This window comes from Ruegeria sp. YTSC192 (assembly GCF_059609705.1).
In genome coordinates this window covers 15,653-35,652 of sequence record NZ_JBXWMG010000017.1, presented here as the reverse complement: position 1 = coordinate 35,652, position 20,000 = coordinate 15,653, and the positions used below count along the sequence as shown (strand labels likewise).

14 protein-coding genes and 1 pseudogene are annotated in these 20,000 nt (G+C 57.6%); 10 read left to right on the top strand and 5 right to left on the bottom strand.

The genetic code is table 11. The annotated features are described in order from the left end of the window. Positions 1-45 precede the first annotated feature (45 nt). The 4 genes and pseudogenes from AC2FD8_RS19105 to AC2FD8_RS19090 all read right to left on the bottom strand — a co-directional run bounded on the left by AC2FD8_RS19105 (position 46) and on the right by AC2FD8_RS19090 (position 6,248). The gene (locus tag AC2FD8_RS19105) at positions 46-1,914 is read right to left on the bottom strand and encodes a DUF3604 domain-containing protein (RefSeq protein ID WP_496858753.1); all 1,869 of its coding nucleotides are present in this window, start codon (positions 1,912-1,914) and stop codon (positions 46-48) included. 241 nt (positions 1,915-2,155) lie between these two features. Next, positions 2,156-3,238, bottom strand: a complete 1,083-nt coding sequence (locus tag AC2FD8_RS19100) for a hypothetical protein (protein WP_496858755.1) — start codon at positions 3,236-3,238, stop codon at positions 2,156-2,158. Positions 3,239-3,517: 279 nt separating this feature from the next. Beyond that, positions 3,518-3,683: pseudogene (locus tag AC2FD8_RS19095) on the bottom strand (integrase core domain-containing protein); the annotation flags it as partial. 519 nt (positions 3,684-4,202) lie between these two features. Beyond that, positions 4,203-6,248 carry an FAD-dependent oxidoreductase gene (locus AC2FD8_RS19090; RefSeq protein WP_496858756.1) on the bottom strand — a complete coding sequence of 682 codons (2,046 nt, stop codon included), beginning with the start codon at positions 6,246-6,248 and terminating at the stop codon, positions 4,203-4,205. Positions 6,249-6,462: 214 nt separating this feature from the next. Here AC2FD8_RS19090 and AC2FD8_RS19085 point away from each other — a divergent pair, with 214 nt between their 5' ends. Further along, positions 6,463-8,454, top strand: a complete 1,992-nt coding sequence (locus AC2FD8_RS19085; protein WP_496858758.1) for a CocE/NonD family hydrolase — start codon at positions 6,463-6,465, stop codon at positions 8,452-8,454. Positions 8,455-8,477: 23 nt separating this feature from the next. Here the strand turns inward: AC2FD8_RS19085 and AC2FD8_RS19080 are convergent, their stop codons facing one another. Further along, positions 8,478-9,155: an XRE family transcriptional regulator gene (locus AC2FD8_RS19080; protein WP_496874331.1), complete on the bottom strand. Its 678-nt coding sequence runs from the start codon at positions 9,153-9,155 to the stop codon at positions 8,478-8,480. Between AC2FD8_RS19080 and AC2FD8_RS19075 the strand changes: the two genes are divergently transcribed. The 9 genes from AC2FD8_RS19075 to AC2FD8_RS19035 all read left to right on the top strand — a co-directional run bounded on the left by AC2FD8_RS19075 (position 9,144) and on the right by AC2FD8_RS19035 (position 19,905). After that, entirely contained in the window at positions 9,144-9,287 is a 144-nt protein-coding gene (locus tag AC2FD8_RS19075) for a hypothetical protein (RefSeq protein WP_496858799.1), read from the top strand. The genes AC2FD8_RS19080 and AC2FD8_RS19075 overlap by 12 nt on opposite strands. Before the next feature lie 93 nt (positions 9,288-9,380). After that, a complete protein-coding gene (locus AC2FD8_RS19070; RefSeq protein WP_496858760.1) occupies positions 9,381-11,363 on the top strand; it encodes a CocE/NonD family hydrolase in 1,983 nt (660 codons plus the stop codon). 24 nt (positions 11,364-11,387) lie between these two features. Continuing rightward, positions 11,388-12,950, top strand: coding sequence for an ABC transporter substrate-binding protein (locus AC2FD8_RS19065; protein ID WP_496858762.1), 1,563 nt, complete (start codon positions 11,388-11,390; stop codon positions 12,948-12,950). A gap of 92 nt (positions 12,951-13,042) precedes the next feature. Continuing rightward, on the top strand, positions 13,043-13,981 hold the full coding sequence (locus AC2FD8_RS19060; protein WP_496858764.1) for an ABC transporter permease: 939 nt from the start codon (positions 13,043-13,045) through the stop codon (positions 13,979-13,981). A 12-nt stretch (positions 13,982-13,993) separates the two neighbouring features. Beyond that, positions 13,994-14,851: an ABC transporter permease gene (locus AC2FD8_RS19055; protein WP_496858766.1), complete on the top strand. Its 858-nt coding sequence runs from the start codon at positions 13,994-13,996 to the stop codon at positions 14,849-14,851. Continuing rightward, positions 14,848-15,828, top strand: a complete 981-nt coding sequence (locus tag AC2FD8_RS19050) for an ABC transporter ATP-binding protein (protein ID WP_496858767.1) — start codon at positions 14,848-14,850, stop codon at positions 15,826-15,828. The genes AC2FD8_RS19055 and AC2FD8_RS19050 overlap by 4 nt, the downstream gene beginning before the upstream one ends. Next, the gene (locus AC2FD8_RS19045) at positions 15,825-16,745 is read left to right on the top strand and encodes an oligopeptide/dipeptide ABC transporter ATP-binding protein (protein ID WP_496858769.1); all 921 of its coding nucleotides are present in this window, start codon (positions 15,825-15,827) and stop codon (positions 16,743-16,745) included. Before AC2FD8_RS19050 ends, AC2FD8_RS19045 begins: the two co-directional genes overlap by 4 nt. Positions 16,746-16,793: 48 nt before the next feature. Next, complete coding sequence (locus AC2FD8_RS19040; RefSeq protein WP_496858771.1) at positions 16,794-18,422, top strand: amidohydrolase; 1,629 nt, start codon at positions 16,794-16,796, stop codon at positions 18,420-18,422. Position 18,423: 1 nt separating this feature from the next. Next, positions 18,424-19,905 (top strand): M81 family metallopeptidase, encoded by a 1,482-nt coding sequence (locus AC2FD8_RS19035; RefSeq protein ID WP_496858773.1) that lies wholly within the window; start codon positions 18,424-18,426, stop codon positions 19,903-19,905. Positions 19,906-20,000: the final 95 nt, after the last annotated feature.

Here is a 20,000-nt window from a genome sequence, read left to right as displayed (position 1 = left end):
CAGATACATCCATCCCGGCGTCTGAATGATCCTTGCAGCCTGATGTCACTCGGACGGCGTGTACCAGATGGGCGAGGAATAAGCGCGTTCCTGATGTGTAAGGACCGCGTCTTCGGGCAATTCAGCACCAAATCTCAGCTTGTCGTACAGCACCCAGCGCGGGGTCGGGATTTCAATGGCACGCACATAGTAGAATGCCCGTGCATCCGGATCGAATTCCGGGTCAGTCCAAACCGTTACAAGTTCGGCCGTACCAATTGTGTTGGTCCAGCTGGCAGTATCAACATCCACTGTGTTTCCAACCGCCGGGATCTTACCGTTCTGATCAGCGACCCGGTCATCCGACCATGCCACATCATAGACTTTCTCGTGCAATTCGCCTTCGGAATCGAGCCATCCTTTTACCACCTGTACGCGGTCCAGGTTGGCGCCAACCGGATCGCGCAACGCAGCGATCAGGAAGGACGGCGCCCCTTCACTTTCGCGAGGACGCAAGTCCGAGCCCATGGGAACACCCTTGGTATAGCCCACATCTGCAAGGAATCGCGTTTCAACATCAGCGTCATTGAAATCCCACCCACCAAAGAACCGCAGCCCGATCCGGGGGCCGGTGGTCGCATAGGTCTCGCGCCGTTTGAACGCATCGAAGATCGCAGCGCGCGAATTCTCGGTCGCCCAGACGGCAGTGTATCCAGATGCGACAAGAAGGTCGCCCGGAATCTCGCCGAGATCATTGGCAATGAAAGGATGTTTGATCCGCGTGGCCGACGGCTCGACACTGACGGATTTTCCGAAAAAGTTGTCTTCTTCAGCTGTGGCCAAGGACGTATGGCTGTCAGTTGCCCCACCCAAGCCGAACTTGTACGGGTTCACACCGAACTTTTCTTCCAGCATCAAGCCGCGCTTCAGTGCTTCTCTGGCATATTCACCAGCTAGCATATCCTCGGATTTCAGTTCGGTAATGTCGAGGTTGCCAACGTCCCAATTTTCGTAATCCGCAAACTCATCATCCGGGCTCAGGAACGGGTGTGCTTCGCCGTCACCTTTGATTTGCGTGATCTCATAGTGGGGCTCCCATTTCGCACGAGCGGCCACGTAGTCCGCGTCGACCTTGCCGCCGTGATAGGTGTCTTCAGTTGGGAACATCCATCCATTCGACAGGTTGCCGTTATGGGCAAAGGCAAATGCGCGTCCGCCAGTTGTCTCCTGATACTCTTCAAGCCATGCGTAAAGCGCCTTTGGGTCCGTGTCGCCGAAGGGAGGCTGCGTGACCGGGGGCACCATCTGAAGGGCTCTGATTGGCCCGTCACGCAGCATGACATTACGGTGCAGATTGAAACCCTTCGGGACCGAGGTCCACTCGAACCCGATGAAGGCGGTAAATGTTCCGGGGTCGTTGTGCCGTTCCGCGGCCTGAACAATATGTTCCCAGGTAAAGGAAAAGGCGTCCGCGCCGGGGCTGTAGGACTCCAGCAAGATCTCCGGCAGGGTCATTTGCGAAAAATTGGTTATGATGTCGAAGGCTGTTTTGCCGGCCTCTTCGCCACCTGCCTTATACCCCTCATACCATTCCAAACCTTTTGGGTCGGCCAGAATGCCGGGCTTTCCGGCCTGAAGATCCGGGGCGAACCCCATCAGATCCGTGTGATCCGTAAGGACCATCCAATCCAATGGCCGTGCCAGCCTCACAGGTTGGCCGGTGGATGAGATTACCTGCTCACCCTTGGCAAACCGCCAGGCATCATCCGGCAACAAGGTGTTTCCAAAGGCCCCGGCGTCCAAGGAAAGTCCGGTGTGAAGATGAGAGTCCCCCCATAGCGGGCGTTCCGGGAATTCACGATTGGCATATGGGGAATAGGGTTGTTCTGGAAACAGCCCCTCAGCAGCCTCTTCGCTCGGAACAGCGTCTGCCAAGACAGCCGTAGGAAACAATACCAGTGAAAGTAAACAAGCAGATATCCGAAACATTGTGACCTCCCAAATCAACAATACTCAGCTGTGACAATAGGATTATATAGTAAACAACTTTATATTCAGATTATTTTATATCAACTTAAATCGTTTTCTGAGAAAATTTTCCCAACTCACTGCTTTGTTGCTGTCGGCAAAGCTTGGGCTCGGTAAAACAGATTTCTCAGTCGCAATACAAAATAGGTCAGTCGAGGCTGCTTTGCGAACCCAAGACCACGTTGAGAACGAACAATGTTGCAGGGTCCACCTTGTTTTCGGCGACTATGGCCTCAAACTGCGGGTGCAATTGGGTTCGGCCCCAACTTCGCGCTGCAACGGCGATTGGAATTGCCAAGCCGGGGTCGCTTTCAAGCGCTTCAGAAAATACCCCGAGTATCTCGTCTCGAAGTTCTGGGTGGGACGTTCCGGCTTCCGACAAAGCGCGTATAAACAACCGCTTGCGTTCCAGCTTCGTTTCAGGATCTCGAATGACGCGATTAATTGCGCTGATCGCGGACGCTCGGTCTGTTTCTATACCAGCCAAAGCCCACTCAAAGGTATTTGCGGTTCCAGATTGCAAGATCTCGGTAAATCGTGAACGCACGATCGAGGCTGCCTGTGGGTTGGCTTGCAAGCCGAGCAAACGAATTGCGACGGGCACGTACCTAAACCGGTTCAGGTTATTGATTTCCTCCATAATCTGGCTGGTTGAAACGTGCCCTCCTATCGGGCGCACGAGTTCATAAGGTGCACGACCAATTTCAATCATTGCTGTGTTGTGCAGAACGTGATCCGGGTGCCAAAGATATTCCGCGAAGAAGGAGACCCTATCAGGGGCGTCAGTCGCTCCAAATACCCAATGCACGCCCAGAAATCTCAGTCTTTCAACAAACTCATTTCTATCAGAGTTCATTGTGAAAATTCGTTTCCAACCCTTCGAGAAGCTACGTCCGGCACTGTCCTTGTAGCTTGCACCATAAGTCAGAAGAACAGTTTTCGCTGGATCAGAGTGAAACGCACGCCTCGTAACGCTATCAATCAGAAACGGGATATCCGGTATTGTTTGGAGTTGGTCTTCGGTGCCTCTCAGGATTTTCTGTACCGAGAATCTAAACGGATTATCCGGTGCCTCCCCAGCCAACACAACGACTTCGGCCGAAAGGATGTGATCTGCAAGTGAGGCCTCCGGCAACTCCACGCAAACCGCGCACGCGTGCGACGCTCGTGGCGTCATCAGCCCAACGAAACAAGCGAGAATGACTAGTAGTTTCCCAATTATCTGGCGCATTAGACTTCTTCGTCATGCTGAAAAACAAGCTTCAACAACGACACGATATCAGAAACATCCAATTCACTACACAGTCAATTTTCTGCATATAAGTGCCGGGTATTTGAAACGGTGGCCTCGTCGGAGAACGTCCAGTGACGGGATAGGTGCGATGGTTTCGGTTTTGCGTCGTCGACCAACAGGACAAAAAGTCAATTGCGGTTGGTGTCCGTCGTCAGGGCTTTTCGGAGAGCTGAGGCGTTTTTGTAGCGGAGGCTCTGGTTCGGTTTCTGTTTGAGTTTAGGCAGCCGCGGCTTGGTGCTGCAACCGGCGTTTTCGGATTGTTTGTTTCTTGATCTCCCCTCTCATCTTCATGATAGACGTCGGCGGGTGTCAGGTTGGCTAGGCTCTCGTGGTAGCGATGGTTGTTGTAGTGATCGACGAAGGCGCTGATCTGGCGTTCTAAAGCGTTGCGGGTTTGACCTGAATCACCAAGTGACACGAATGTCCCGAGAACGCTGAAAGCGTCGTGGTAGGGTAAACTTCCAATCTGAGTGAAACTTCATTGAATTGCGCTACTCCTATCAGAACATGGTTTACCAAGTACGGTACACGCAGCATGAAAACCCAATTCGCAAGTTGGGCTCTCTACCGCCGTTCTCTGCGGCTCGCACCGACTGGCGGTCAGAGCCCCAACCGGCCATTGCCCTCTGGGTGAATGCCAACGCAGCATCCGTTCGCGGTTGCGATAGATAGATCCTCAGCGAGGCAGGAATTCCCTCGGACCAAACCTTCAAAAATGCCAATTCTGGCAAATTTCCAACCGCTCTTTCGCTGAGGGCTGCTTCGACAATCGAGTCACAAAGCAAAATCGGCAATCATTACATTCGGAGCACTGGCTGTTTCCGAAATTTGCCACCATTAAATGCGATTGGATTTTCGCGATGGTATCATGGTTTGGTCTCTGATCGCCTAAGGTTTCAACTCAAATATCTTTTCCGAGCCTGAGCGCATCGTAGATTGCAGCATGTGTGTTGCGTGCACTGACAGCATCGCCGATGCGGAACAGTTGAAATGTTCCGTCGGGATTGCTGATCACGGTCTGCTGACGTCCGGCAGTCAGCGCGTCATAATCCACAGCCCCCCCGTTGGTCGATAGCGGTTTCAGCTCGAAATAGAGATCGTCCAACGGCAGGGTGCCATAGTTCACTACGATCTGATCATAATGCTGTTCGCGTTTGTGGGCGCTGTAATCCGTACCGATCGTGGCCTTCAGTTTGTTACCGCTCTGATCAATGTCCAACAGGCGGCGCGCGACTGTGAATGTCGTGTCCTTGTCCTGCAAACTGCGCATATAGGGCACCAGATTCATCCCCATAATGTCAGGGGCAAAAGTCCGGTCCGGGGTCATCACTTCGACCTTTGAACCTGCATTGGCAGCTACTTCTGCGGCCATCAGGGCGGGGTGATCCCCGGTTTCGTCGTAAATCAGCACGTGGTCGGCTGGCTTTACATCGCCTGCAATCAGATCCCAGGCGCTGATGGCAAGGGACTGTTCCTTGCCCGTTTCAAACAGCTCCATATTCGGCAACCCGCCCGTTGCGATGATGACAACATCGGGATCAAGCGCCGTGACATCCGCGGCGTCAGCGAAGGTGTTGAAATGAAACACCACATCACGGGCCGCGCATTGGGTCATGCGCCAGTCAATGATGCCGATCATTTCGGCGCGTCGCTTGTTCTGTGCGGTCAGGCGGATCTGGCCGCCCGGGTCGGGCTGAGCTTCGAAAACGGTCACGTGATGGCCCCGTTCAGCGGCAACGCGCGCGGCCTCAAGCCCGGCCGGTCCGGCCCCCACGACAACGACCTTGCGCCGCGTTTCGGCTGGCTCGATATCATGGGGCATACTCAGTTCGCGCCCCGTGGCGGGGTTGTGGATGCACAGCGCCTCACCCGCCTGATAGATCCGGTCCAGACAATAGGTGGCACCGACGCAGGGACGAATGTCATCTTCGCGCCCTTCGATGATTTTCTTGACGATGTGTGGATCGGCCATATGCGCGCGGGTCATGCCGACCATATCCAGAAGCCCGGCTGATACGGCGTGCCGGGCGGTGGCCACATCGGGAATGCGTGCGGCGTGAAAGGTCGGCATGCCGGTGGCCTTTTTTACCTCGCCTGCGAAATCCAGATGCGGTGCGCTTCTCATGCCCTGAACGGGGATCACATCCGTCATCGCCGGGTCTGTGTGAATACGCCCCCGGATCACGTTCAGAAAATCGACCATCCCGCAGCCGGCCAGGTGTTTGGAAATCTCGATGCCTTCTTCGGGTGTGATGCCGCCTGCCTCGGCTTCATCCGCAGTATAGCGCAGCCCGACTATGAATTCGTCACCCACCCGGTCACGGATCGCGTGCAGCACGTCCATAGGGAATTTAAGCCGCGATTCCAGTGACCCGGCCCCATATGGACCATCAAGATCGTTGGTCAGAGGTGACCAGAACTGATCCATAAGATGGCCATAGACCTGCAGCTCGACCCCATCCATGCCGCCTGCCTTCATCCGTTCGGTGGCATCCGCGAAATCTGTGATGATCCGCGCGATGTCCCAATCTTCGGCCAGTTTCGGATAGGCACGATGGGCGGGTTCACGGTGTTTGGACGATGAAACCGACGGCAGCCAATCCCCCTTGTTCCAGCCGGTGCGGCGGCCCAGATGGGTCAGCTGGATCATCACGGCGCTACCGTGTTCGTGGCAGGCATCCGTCAGATCTTTGATCCACGGAACGACCTCATCTTTATACGCAAGAATGTTGTTGAAAACGGGTGGAGAGTCTTTGGAGACTGCCGCCGAACCTGCAGTCATAGTCAGCGCAACACCCGCCTTGGCCCGTTCAGCATGATACGCAGCATAGCGCGCTTTCGGCATCCCGTCCTCGGGGTAAGCCGGTTCATGGCTGGTGGTCATGATGCGGTTTTTCAGTGTCAGATGCTTGAGCTGATAGGGCTGGAGTAGTGGGTCTTGGCTCATGGCTCGACTCCTCTGGCATTGCGTGTTTGCGCCGGACAGTATTGCAGATTTTCGGGAAGGGCGACCTAAGAAATGATCGGAATCAAAAGGCGATATTCTGTGTGAGAGGCTGGCGTATGTTCAGATTTCAAACCCTCCGTCATAGGCGCCATATTGCGCAAGGCATGGTTTCAAAATACTGCTGGACCAAGTTTCGAGGCCAGCGGGAGAGGTCATGAGTGAGCAACTGGCGAACCAGAGCTATCGGACTATTGAACATTGCTGGATCGACATGCCTGATGGCGTGCGTCTTGCTGCGCGGATCTGGCTGCCTGTCACTGCTGAAACACAGCCGGTTCCGGCGGTGTTTGAATATATTCCCTATCGCAAGGTCGATATGGTGCGCGCCCGGGATGAACGCAATCACCCCTATCTGGCGGCCCATGGTATTGCGGCCATTCGCGTCGATATGCGCGGATCGGGCGATAGCGAAGGGCATATGCCCGATATGTATAGCAGCGACGAGCTGGGCGATGCCCGCCACGTGATCAACTGGCTGGCGGATCAGCTGTGGTGCAATGGCAGGGTGGGCATGTTTGGCACGTCCTGGGGGGGCACTGCCAGCCTTCAGGCCAATATTGATGCACCCGATGCCCTCAAGGCGATTGTCGCTGTTTGCGCCACTCATGACCGATATGAGGATGACATTCACCACATGGGCGGCTGTGTACTGGCAGACAGTGTGGAATGGGGTACAACGCTGCCGACTATTCTGGGCGCGCCGCCCACGCCCAATGTGGGCGATGACTGGCAGGCGCTGTGGCAGGATCGGCTGGATAAGCTGACATTTCCACTGGAACCCTGGCTGGCGAATGAGGATCGCGGCGCCTTCTGGCGCCATGGTTCAGTTATCCATCAGGCTGACCGTCTGACCGCTCCAATACTGGCTGTGGGTGGCTGGGCGGATCGGTATTCCAACTCGGTCATGTCACTTGTCAACGCCCGTCCTGATCTGGCCTGGGGCATCGTTGGCCCTTGGGGGCACCACTATCCGGATCATGGTCACCCGGCCCCGGGCATCGGCTTTCAACCCGTGATGCTTGACTGGTGGCGGCATTGGCTGTTCACCGATGAACCCGATGCATTGCACTGGCCAAGGTTGCGAACCTGGGTGCGTGAGTTTGAAACCCCTGCTGACGCCATTGAGCAACGCGCCGGAAGTTGGATTCAAAGTGACAGCCCGACGCAGACGACGCGCTCGGTTGAATGGCATCTCTCAAACGATGACCTGTCGCACGAGCAGGCAAAGATTGATCTGACAGTTCCTTCGGACTTGACTGTTGGGTCGGCGGGGGCGGATACCGGATATTTCGGGCGCTTTGGCGGTCTGCCGTCGGATCAGCGGGAGGATGATGCTGCCTCGCTTGTCTTTGACACTGCGCCTCTGACGCAGGACTGCGTGATATACGGTGCGTCCGAGCTGACGCTTACACTGGAAACCACGGCACCACGCCGGCAGCTGTGCGTGCGTCTGTGTGATGTGGCCCCTGATGGCACGTCTTCGCGGATCACCTGGGCCCTGCGCAATCTGATGCTGGATGATGCGCTGGATGCCCCGGCGGATCTGCCGGACGGGCAGAGGCAGGTGGAGGTGAAGTTTCCAACCATGGCGTACCGTTTGAAGCCGGGACATCGCCTGCGGCTGGCCATATCCGAAAGCTATTGGCCTATGGTCTGGACCCCTCCGGCCCTGGGTGGGGTGAAACTGTTGGCCGGGTGTTTAAGCGTGCCGGTAACAGCGCAGGAACTGGCCCCACTAAGTGCCGAACTGCCCGGGCCCGAGGATTTGCCCGTGGAGAAATCTTTTATCGTGACCCGTGCCGCACAGATTGAACGAACCATCCCCGCGATGCAGGGCGCAGAGCTGCGTTCGGGCTGGTATCAGCCCTATAACGAGGTTCATTATCACGAGATCGACACCGGTTTTGGTTATGAAACCCAGGCGACATATGGAATCCGCCCGGATGATCCCTTGTCGGCCTGGTGTCTGTTCGACCATTCCATGCAGTTCATCCGCCCCGATGGCACGGCCAAAGTCGCCTGTCAGGTTCGGCTAAGCAGTGATGAAGGTGCCTATCACATCACGGCGCATTTCAGCGCAACATGGGAGGGGGAGGTTCTGAAAACCCATGACTGGGCCATGCAGGTGCCCCGGGCATTGGCCTGATGATCTGGATCTGATCCCGGCCCTCAGTTGTTTTCGCCGACCACGGGTTGATACGTCGCCATGTATTTGCGCACCACCGGATCGATCTTGTCGGAATTCATGGGCAACGCGCCGGTCACTTGCAGAGCCTCGCGGGCTGATACGCTTTCCGGGATGCGTTTCCAGATCAACGGCGAGGAATAAGGCGCGAAGCGAGGGCGGGCGGCCACACCCATGACCTGACCTTTCAAAAACCGGATCTGCTGGCGATGCGCCTGAAACAGGATGGATTCCGAAATTGCGCCATCGTCGCTATAGGCCTGTTCGATGTGATAAATGCGGTTCGCCTTGAACGCCACAAGCCCGGCATAACGGGTACGCGTGCGGATTGTGCCGTCCTGATTGGTGGCACGTTCAAATGAATGCGAAACCACATAGCCCTGATCCTCGGTCAATCGCACAAGCGAGCGGAAAATCTGATCAGGCCAGGACGGTGTTCGGAAATAGGCGTGATAGCTGCCCAGAAACCGGCGCAATGGATTTGCCTGATTGCGAAACATCTTGGTGACGATAGAGGCAGGGCCAAGGTTCACTTCGGGCTTTGAATGAACGAACCGCTCCAGAAAATCCTCATGATCCGCCATCAGGTCATGTTCGGTCACGTCGAAATACCGCGTGATGCGATGCAGGTTATGCGCCGATGGCATTCCATGACCGTTGATATACCGGTTGAACTGTTGGCGGTTGATGCCGATGTCACGGCAAATCTGGGCAAAGCTGCCGGTCTGCGCACAAAGACTGCGGAGATTCCTGAAAAAATGTTCATTCATAGTGCGGTTCGTAAACACTTGTAAGCCAGATAGCAAACTTATGTATAAAGTCGCTTACTTTCGCTTACTTCGCGTTTCTCAAATCTCGGAGAATACTGGCGTTCTTCGGGAGGAAGCATGTCGAATCAGCAAACAGTCATAGAAAATGAATGGATCACCCTGCCCGATCAGCGGCGTTTGGCGGCGCGGATCTGGATGCCTGCGGGGCAGGGGCCGTTTCCGGCCATTCTGGAATATCTGCCGTATCGAAAACGCGATGGCACAGCCCCACGTGATGAAACCACGCACCGTGTTTTTGCCGATGCAGGATATGTCTGCGTGCGGGTCGACATTGCAGGCACCGGTGACAGTGAGGGCATCTTTGACGACGAATATTCCGAACAGGAGCTGAGCGACGGCGAGAATGTTCTGGCCTGGATCGCAGCGCAGGACTGGTGCGACGGCAAGATCGGCATGATCGGTATATCCTGGGGTGGGTTCAACGGGCTGCAACTGGCCTATCGCCAACCTGAATCGCTCAAAGCGGTGGTATCGGTGGCCTCGACCACGGATCGCTATGCAGATGACATCCACTTTATGGGTGGCTGTTTGCTGAGCGACAATGTGAACTGGGCCAGCCAGATGTTTGCCTATCTGTCGCGCCCAGCCGACCCCGAGCTGCGCGCCGATTGGCGCGAAGATTGGGTACAGCGCATGGAAACCCTGCCCTTCATGGCGTTGGACTGGCTGAAACATCCGACGCGGGATCAGCAGTGGAAACATGGATCGGTCTGCGAGGACTGGTCACGGATAAAAGTGCCAGTGCTGGCCATTACCGGCTGGGCGGATGCCTATGTGAACACGCCGCAAGCGCTGGTCGAAAACCTGCAAAGCCCTGCCAAGGCATTGGTCGGCCCGTGGGAACACCGCTATCCGCATATCTCCAAGCTGGATCCGTCGGATTTCCACTCGGAAGTCATCGGCTGGTTTGATCGCTGGCTCAAAGGCGAGGAAAACGGCGCAGAAGATCTGCCCGATTATCGCGCCTTCATGCAGGAACATTTCAATCCCACGCCTCAGAACGGCCCACGGCAGGGTCGCTGGATCGCAGAGGAACAATGGCCGTCGCCCAATATTCGGGAAGAAACCCTGTACCTTGGTGACGGGTCGCTTGGCAAAACCGTCAGTGACGTGCAGGTCGCCATCTCCAGCCCTGCGCATATCGGGCAGGCAAGTGGGTATTTCTGCGCAGGAATGCGGGTAGATAATGAACTGCCCGGGGATCAGGCAGGGGATGATGCGCTATCCGCCTGTTTTGAACTGGCCATTGACGCGCCGCTGGAACTGATGGGGCGCCCCCGGTTGAAGATTGCCTTCAGCGTGGATCAGCCAGTTGCCCAGATCGTAGCGCGGCTGTGTGATGTGTCGCCCGAAGCTGTGTCGCAGCGGATCAGCTATCGCCCGCTGAACCTGACCCATTATCGCAGCCACGAAACACCCGAGGCCCTGGTGCCCGGACAAGTGTACGAGGCCGAGTTCGAGATGAACGCCTGTGCCCACCACCTGCGCGCGGGTCATGTGCTGCGGCTGGCGCTCTCGACATCCTATTGGCCGATTGTTTGGCCAACCCCCAAACCGGTGACCATCACATTGCATGGTGCGGGCAGCGCGCTGCATCTGCCGGTGCGCAATGTGACGGAGGAGCCCGTGCCCTGCAATCCGGGCCCGGCGATGGCCTATCCGGTTTTGCAGGCGGAAGAGTTGCGTGCAACCGATGATACGTCAGAGATGCTGGTGCAGGCTGATGGCACGGTCACGCTTGATACTTTTGACGATTATGGCAAGACGCGCGATCCTTATCACGGGCTGATCTCGGGCAGCCACGTAAAGATGCATTATGGCATCCACCCGGACGATCCGACCTCGGCCACATTCCGCACACAGTGGAATTTCACCTTTGAACGCGACGGCTGGCAGGTATCGATTGATACTGAAAACGAAATGACCTGCGATGAGGATAACTTCTATCTTCGGCGCAAACTCAGCGCCACTGAAGGCGAAGAGCAATCCGAAGTCCTGACGAAGGAGTGGCGGGAAACCGTTCCTCGCGGGCTTCTATGAATATCCAAGCAAAGGGAGACAGAGATGAAACTTGAATGGATCAAGGCACCGATGGGGCGCCGGAACTTTCTGAAAGGGGCAACGGCTCTGGGCGCTGCATCGGCCCTGCCTGCGGGTATGGCCACACGCGCCTTTGCCGCAGATGACGGCCCGCTGCGCGTGCGCACCTATGGCGACGCCCCCAACATGGACCCCGCCCACAGTGTTGGCGTTGTCGAAGAAGAAATCCACAGCTCGATCTACAGCAAATTGGTTCAGTACAAGCCGGGTCGCGAATGGGATTATCAGCTCGATGCAGCGGCAATGGTCGAACAGGTCGACGAAACCCACGTGAAATTCGCCCTGCGCGATGACGTTGGCTTTACCAACGGTTTTGGCGCGATGACGGCCGAGGATGTGAAATTCTCGTTCGAACGTGTGATCGACCCGGCCCTGGAATCGCCGCTCAAGCCCGATATGGGCCCGCTCAGCCATGTGGAAGTGACCGGTGAGCGCGAAGGCACAATCGTGCTGAACGAACCATACGCGCCACTCTTCTCGATCGCGCTGACCTATTCGGTGGGAAACATCGTTTCGAAAAAGGCGGTTGAGGCCGCAGGTGGACGTATCGGCAGCAACCCCGTTGCAGAATCCGGACCCTATCTGCGCGACAGCTGGAATGCCAAGGAAAAGACCGTTCTCAAACGGAACCCCGACTGGAAGGGCGACGCACCGGCATGGGATACGATCGAAGTTTACCCGATCGACGATGAAAACACCGCCGAGATCGCGTTTGAGGCAGGCGAGCTGGATTTCAGCCGTGTGTCGCTGGGCTCGGTTGCGCGCTATCGTGATGGTGTGCCCAATGGCGGCACGCTGCTGGAATACCCTTCGCTGTTCTATGTCTGGCTGGGCATGAACCTGGACCACCCCAAACTGCAGAACCAGAAACTGCGTCAGGCCATTCAGCACGCAATCGACGTGCCGACCCTGCTTGAGGCATCCTATTTCGGGGCGGCCGATCCATCGACTGGCATCATCGCACCGGGTCTGCCCGGCAACCGCGAAGCAGGTCTGGTTCCGGCAGAGGCCAACATTGAAAAAGCCATGGCCCTGTTGGCGGAATCCGGCGAAAGCAACGTGTCTCTGACGCTCGATATCCTGAACAAGACGACCTACACCACCATGGCGCAGGTTATTCAGGCGCAACTGGCGCAAATCGGGATCACGCTGGAAATCAACGTGCTTGAATCGGGCGCGTTCTGGGCCAGCGGTGACAATGAGAACCTGCAGATGGTTCTGAACCGCTATTCGATGGCGGCAGATCCGTCCTACGCTACTGCCTGGTTCACAACCGAGCAGGCCGGCGTCTGGAACTGGGAGCGCTTCCGCAACGAAGAGTTCGACAAGCTGCATTCGCAGGCCTCGCAAATCTCGGACCCGGCAGAGCGCGCCGTTCTGTACCAGAAGGCACAGGACCTGATGGAACAAAGCGGTGCCTATCGCTTTATCACGCATGAGGCGACACCGGTTGTGCACTCGTCTCGTGTGGCCCCGGCGTTGCGGCCTGACGGGCTGCCTTTGCTGCGGTACTTCGGCAAGGCGTGATCGCCATCTGAACCACACTCCTGTCCGGCGGCACGGATCGCCGGACAATCAAGAACGACTTGCAGCCAGCTCGGACAAGGGGGCCCGCCGACATGTTGAAATACGCCATAAAACGTTTTGCGTTGGCGGCACTGATCCTGTTTGTCGCTGTGACAACAATGTTCCTGATGATCCGTGCCGTGCCCGGCGATCCGGTGCAGATCATGCTGGGGCCGCGTGCCACACCCGAATTGCAGGCGGCGCTGACGGCCAAGCTGGCGCTGGATCAGCCAATCTGGCGGCAATTGGTGATCTTTTACGGCAACATGCTGCAAGGCGATCTGGGGATCGACGTCTTTTCAGAACGCCCTGTTACCGAAATTGTGTTCCAGCAACTGCCATATACGCTGCAACTGATCTTTGCCGCCATCTTGTGGTCGGCCATTCTGGGCATCGGGCTGGGGGCTTATGCTGCGGCCCATCCGAATACGGCAATTGACCGGTTTGCAGCGGCACTTTCGGTCAGTTTCGTGGCTGCACCAGCCTTTGTGGTGGCGCTTTTGTCGCTGCTGGTCTTTGCGGTGCAACTGAAATGGTTCCCCGCCATCGGTGTGGGCGAAGGGTTCTGGGGCAGGCTGTACCATCTGGTGCTGCCCGCCTTTGCTATCGGGCTGAGCTGGGTGGGCTATATCGCCCGGCTTGTACGCGCCTCGATGCTTGAGGTGATGGGCGAAAACCATATCCGCACCGCCCGCGCCTTTGGCTTGAGCGAAAGGCGCATCGTCATGGTTTATGCCCTTCGCATCGCGATCCTGCCGGTTGTGACCGTGATCGGTGTCGGCATTGGCTTCCTGCTCAGTGCCGCAGTCTTCGCCGAGATCGTCTTTGCACGGCCGGGTCTGGGCAAACTGGTGATCGACAGTATCACCACCCGAAATTACCCGATTGTCATGGGCTCTGTACTGGTTTCGACCGGACTGTTCGTTGTGTCGACTGCGCTGGCCGACCTGATCAACGCCTGGCTCGACCCCCGAGCGCGTGACTCGGTTTAAGGAGGCAGGAACATGGCGAAATCGCAATCTGAATTGGGAACTATCATTCGCGGCGTGGCCAAGGACCCATTGGGTCTGGCCGGGCTGATTATCGTGGGTCTGATCGTCGTCAGCGCGCTGCTGGCCAATTGGATCGTGCCCTATGACCCCATAGAGATGAACATCAAGGACCGGATGCAAGGCCCCTCGGCGGCGCACCTGCTGGGTACCGATCAGCTGGGCCGGGATACGTTCAGCCGTGTAATCATGGGGGGGCAGGTTGCGCTGAAAGTGGCGCTGCCCGCCGTTTTTGGCGCGATGGCCATCGGCCTGACGCTGGGTATGCTGGCGGGGTACGGGCCCAAATGGCTTGATAACTTTCTGATGCTGCTGTTTGACACCATCCGCTCGTTCCCGACAGTCATGTTTGCACTGGCGGTGGTGGCGCTGGTTGGGCCTAGCCTGCAAACGGTGGTCCTGGTGGTCATGGCGACCTCGATCCCCACCTATGGTCGGGTGGCGCGCACCCAAACCCTGACCCTGCGCAATTCAGAATTCATTCTGGCGGAACGGTCCATGGGGGCCAGCATGGCGCGTATTCTGGGCGTGCATATGTTGCCAAACATCATCGGCGTTCTGGCGGTGCTTGCTGCGATGGATATCCCCACCGTGATCGCGCTTGAGGCCGGGCTGTCCTTTCTTGGGCTGGGGGTAAAACCGCCCACACCCAGCTGGGGTGCGCTACTCAAGGATGGCTATGCGCTGATCCGCCAGACGCCGTGGTTGGTTGTCGGTGGCGGCCTGCCGATCATTCTGGCGACACTTGGTTTTACCTTCCTGGGCGAAAGCCTGCGTGATGTGGTTGACCCGAAACTGAGGAAGAACCGATGACCGAGACTTTGCTTGAAATCGACAACCTCAGCGTTGACTACGAAACCGCGCGGGGGGATCTGAAGGCGCTGCGCGACATCTCCTTTGATATCCGCCCGGGTGAGATCGTCGGTATCGTGGGGGAATCGGGCTGTGGAAAATCCACGCTGATTTCTTCAATCCTGCGGCTGACCGCGCCCAATATGCGGTTTCGCAATGGCGAGGTGCGGTTCAAGGGCACCAACCTGCTGACGGCGCCCAACAAGCATATGCGCGATCTGCGCGGTGCGGATATCTCAATCGTGTTTCAAGATCCGATGCAGACGCATAACCCGGTAATTTCAATCGGCCAGCAGATGGTGGATATCCAGCACCGCTCCAAGGCGTCTGTCGCGGAAAAACGCGCCCACGCGGTCAAGATGCTGGGCGCAGTGGGCATACCTGACCCCGAGGCGCGACTGAAGCAGTTCCCGCATGAGTTTTCGGGCGGGATGCGTCAGCGGATCGCCATCGCCATGGCGTTGATGAGCGAACCTGATTTGCTGATCGCGGATGAACCCACAACCGCGCTGGACGCCACGCTTGAGGTACAGATCATCGAACGCCTGAAGGATCTGCAAAGCCAGATGAACTGCGCGATCATGTTCATCTCGCACCATCTGGGTGTGATTGCGGAACTCTGTGATCGCGTGGTGGTGATGTATGCGGGCGCTGTGGTCGAAAGCGGCGATGTGCGCGAGATTTTTCACAATCCCAAGCATCCCTATACCCGCCGTCTGATCGAATGCGATCCGGGCCATATCAAGGAACGCGCCCGTGTGCTGCCCACGATCCCCGGCGAAGTGCCTGATCTGGCAGCATTGCCCGGCGGCTGCATATTCCGGGACCGCTGCGACAAGGCCATGGCGCGCTGCGCCAGCGATGTACCCCCGCTTGAAACGCTGAAAGAAGGCCATCGCGCGGCCTGTTGGTTGAACCATGAGGAGGCCACCGCATGAGCCTGCTGGACGTCAAAGACCTGCAAACAAGCTACGGCCCGGCCAATGTGCTGGCCGGTGTCAGCTTCAAGGTGGAAGCGGGCGAAACCTATGCGCTGGTCGGGGAAAGCGGTTCGGGCAAGACCACGGTGATCCGGGCCATTGCCGGGCTGGCGCCCGCGCAGGCGGGATCGGTCAAATACGATGGTCAGGAAATCCGGGGCCTGCCCGAACGCGCGCTCAGACCACTGCGCAAGGACATCTCCATGATGTTTCAGGATCCGATCGGCAGCCTGAGCCCGCGTTTGACGATCGGTAGTCTGATCACCGAACCTTACCGCATTCAGGGCATGAAAGACCGTGACATGGCGGCTGAGGCCAAGCGCCTGTTGCAGATGGTGAACCTGCCGGAACAGTTTGCTGATCGCTACCCTTACCAGATTTCGGGTGGTCAGGCCCGGCGTGTGGGCGTGGCCCGGGCGCTGGCGCTGGAACCACGGCTGATCCTGGCGGATGAACCCACAGCGGGGCTGGATGTGTCGGTGCAGGGCGAATTGCTGAACCTGCTCAATGACCTGCGCGAACGTCTGGGGCTGGCGATGGTGATCATCACCCACAACCTGAACGTTGTGCGCCACGTGGCCGACCGGATGGGCATCATGTATCTGGGCCGTCTGGTCGAGGAAGGCACGACCGAGGAAATCTTCCATAGCTCACGCCATCCCTATACGCGCTGCTTGCTCAGTGCGAACCCGGAACCCGATCCGGATGCAAGGCTAGAGCGCATTGCGCTCAAAGGCGAACCGCCCAGTCTGCTGAACCGGCCCGCAGGGTGCGAATTCCGCGAACGCTGCCCCTTTGCCAAGGACATCTGTACACAAGTGCCAGAATGGCAGGTCGCGGACGGCCACGGGTTGCGCTGCCTGTCCCCGCTGTGATGTCGGCACACATACGGCTGTGCCGGAACATGAACCAAAGTGGGTAAGATGCCGCATACACTTTATACAAATGGCCATATCCTGAGCATGGATGCCGCCGATAGTCGGCCTGAAGCCGTGCTGACCCGAGACGAAACCATCCTGGCCGTCGGGCAAGAGGCTGATCTGCGGGCCCTGATGCCTGCGGATACGAAGGTTGTTGACCTGCAGGACCGTACATTGATGCCGGCCTTTCTTGATCCGCACGGACATTTCCCAGATCCGGGGTTCATCAAACTGTTCCGTGTAGATCTAAGCACCAGCGCCGCCGGCGGTAAGCCAGATATCCATTGGGTTCTGCAACAGATGGCAGAGCGGGCCGCATGCACGCCAGAGGGCGAATGGGTCATGGGCGTGGGGTTGGACAACACGGCCATTACTGAGCGCCGCATGCCGACGCGGCAGGAACTGGATGCAGTGTCGGACAAGCACCCGCTTTGGGTGCTGCATGCCTCGGGCCACAATGGCGTAGCCAATTCCGTTGCGCTGGCGCGCCATGGGGTTAATCGCGACACGCCTGATCCTGTGGGTGGGCGGTTCGGGCGTGATCCTGAAACCGGCGCACTGACCGGTCTGATCGAAGGCATCACCGCCATGGGCGATATGGGTGATACGGATTTCCTGATTGATCGTGATGGGTTCTGGAACAGTTTCAACGCCTGCCGGGATGAGTATCTGGAATATGGCGTGACATTTGCCCAAAACGCATGGACCAACCGGAAACTGTTGGAACATTTTGCATCACTCCCTGCGGATCAGGATCCGGGTTATGACATCATGCTGCTGCCCGTGGGCGAGCTGGAGCCGGAGTTGAGCACCGGACCAGATGCGCTTGATTGGCCCGGCAACCCGCATTTCACGCTGGGGCCCCGCAAGCTGTTCACCGATGGGGCGTTTCAGTTGCAAACCGCCTATCTAAGCGCGCCGTATCATCGGCCCATTGACCCGGATCATCCCAGCGGCATGCCCTATGTCGCGGTCGAGGAACACGCGCGGCAGGTCAAAAAGCTGCATGATCTGGGATACCAGATCCATTGTCACTGCAATGGGGATGCAGGAGCGGATATGTTCATCAATGCGGTGGCAGCGGCGCTGGCCGACAATCCCTGCGCCGATCATCGTCATACGATCATCCATGGCCAGACCCTGCGCGAAGATCAGCTGGGGCGCATGGCAGACCTTGGCATCACCGTTAGCTTCTTTTCGGCGCATATCCATTTCTGGGGTGAGCGTCACTATGACACCTTCCTCGGGCCCGAACGCGCCGCCCGCCTGTCACCTGCAGCCTCAGCCGAGAAATATGGTCTGCGCTATACGCTGCACAACGATGCCTCAGTAACCCCTACGCGACCGATTCATCTGGCCCATTGCGCGGTAAACCGGCTGACGTCAGAAGGGCGGCAACTGGGACCTGATCAGCGGATCAGCGTCATGTCGGCCCTGCGCGCCCAGACGATTGACGCGGCATGGCAGGTGTTCAAGGAAAAGGAGCGCGGATCGCTTGAACCCGGAAAGCTTGCTGATCTTGTTGTTCTGAACCGCAACCCGCTGGAGGATCCGGCACGGCTGGAGGACGTGAAGGTTGTCGAAACCATTCGTCGCGGACGCAGCGTTTGGGCGCAGGATCAGCGGGACTAAAATGACCAACCAAAGAATTGCGATTGCTGGGTTTCAGCATGAAACCAACTGTTTCAGCCCCACCAAAGCGGGGTTGACCGAGTTTGAAATGGCCGATTCCTGGCCTGAAATGCTGCATCATGGGCAGGTGATCGACCAGACCCGGGGAATGAACCTGCCTATTGCCGGGTTTGCCGAGGCCGCGCAGGCAGCGGGGTTAGAGGTCGTTCCACTGCTTTGGTGCGCGGCCGAGCCTTCGGGCCATGTCACTGATCACGCATTTGAGACGATCTGCGGATTGCTGCTGGACAGGCTGGCACAGGCTGGCCCGGTAGATGGCGTCTATCTTGATTTGCACGGGGCCATGGTCACCGAAACCCTGCCCGACGGCGAAGGCGAGATTCTGGCGCGGGTCCGCAACGCGGTCGGGCCGGATGTGCCTGTTGTGGCCAGTCTAGACCTGCACGCCAATATCTCTGATCGGATGGTCGAGTTGGCAGATTACATGTCGATCTTTCGCACCTATCCGCATCTGGACATGGCCGAGGGCGGCGCGCGGTGCTTGCCTGTTTTGCAGCGCCTGCTGGAAGGCGAACGTCTGGCTAAGGCGTTTCGCCGCGTGCCCTATCTGATCCCGTTACATGCGCAATACACAGGTGCTGCGCCCTTTGATGAAATCTATGGCACGTTGCCGGGATACGAGGCACGTGGCGCTCTTGCAGATATCGCCCTTGGGTTCACTGCCGCCGATTACCCGGATACAGGCGCGTCCTGTCTGGCCTATGGCGCGACCGGGACGGAGGCAGACGCCGTTGTGGCGCAAATCCATGATCTGTTCTGTGTCCGGGAACATAGTGTGGATCGTAAGCTGCTGTCGCTTTCCGAGGCCGTTTCGGTCGCGCATAAAGCCCAAGGAAAACCGGTGATATTGGCCGATGTGCAGGACAATCCGGGGGCAGGAGGTGCGTCGGACACAACCGGTTTGCTGGCGGCGTTGATTGAGGGCGGGGCGCAATCGGTGTTGATGGGACTGTTCCATGACGCCAACACCGCAACCCAGGCCCATGCCGCAGGCAAGGGCGCGCGTCTGTCTGTGGCCCTGGGCGGCCGGTCACCCGGACAGATACCGATAGAGGCCGAATTCGAAGTCATCGCGCTGAGCGACGGCAAGTGTCGCTTTACCGGCGAAATGTATGGCGGTGGCGTTGCAACACTTGGCCCCACCGCCGCGCTCAGACTGGTTGGCCATAAGGCTCAGATTGACCTTGTCGTGACCAGCATTCGCAATCAATGTCTGGACCTGGCGCTGTTTACGCATCTGGGGTTGAACCCGCGTAATTATCGTGTGGTTTGCGTCAAAAGCACGGTACATTTCCGTGCCGATTTCGAACCGATCGCCAGCGCCATTCACTCGATTGCTGCACCGGGTTTATTCATCTGCGATCTGGAGGAAATATCGTATCAAAACCTGATGGGAAAAAGGGTTGTACCTGCAGAAACTTGACCGTTTGCGCCAGCATTGCGACACGAATTCTGCCAGGCCTAAGAGCGTGCCTGTGGTTTTCAAAAATTGAGCAATCACAGGCACTTAGGAGAGTG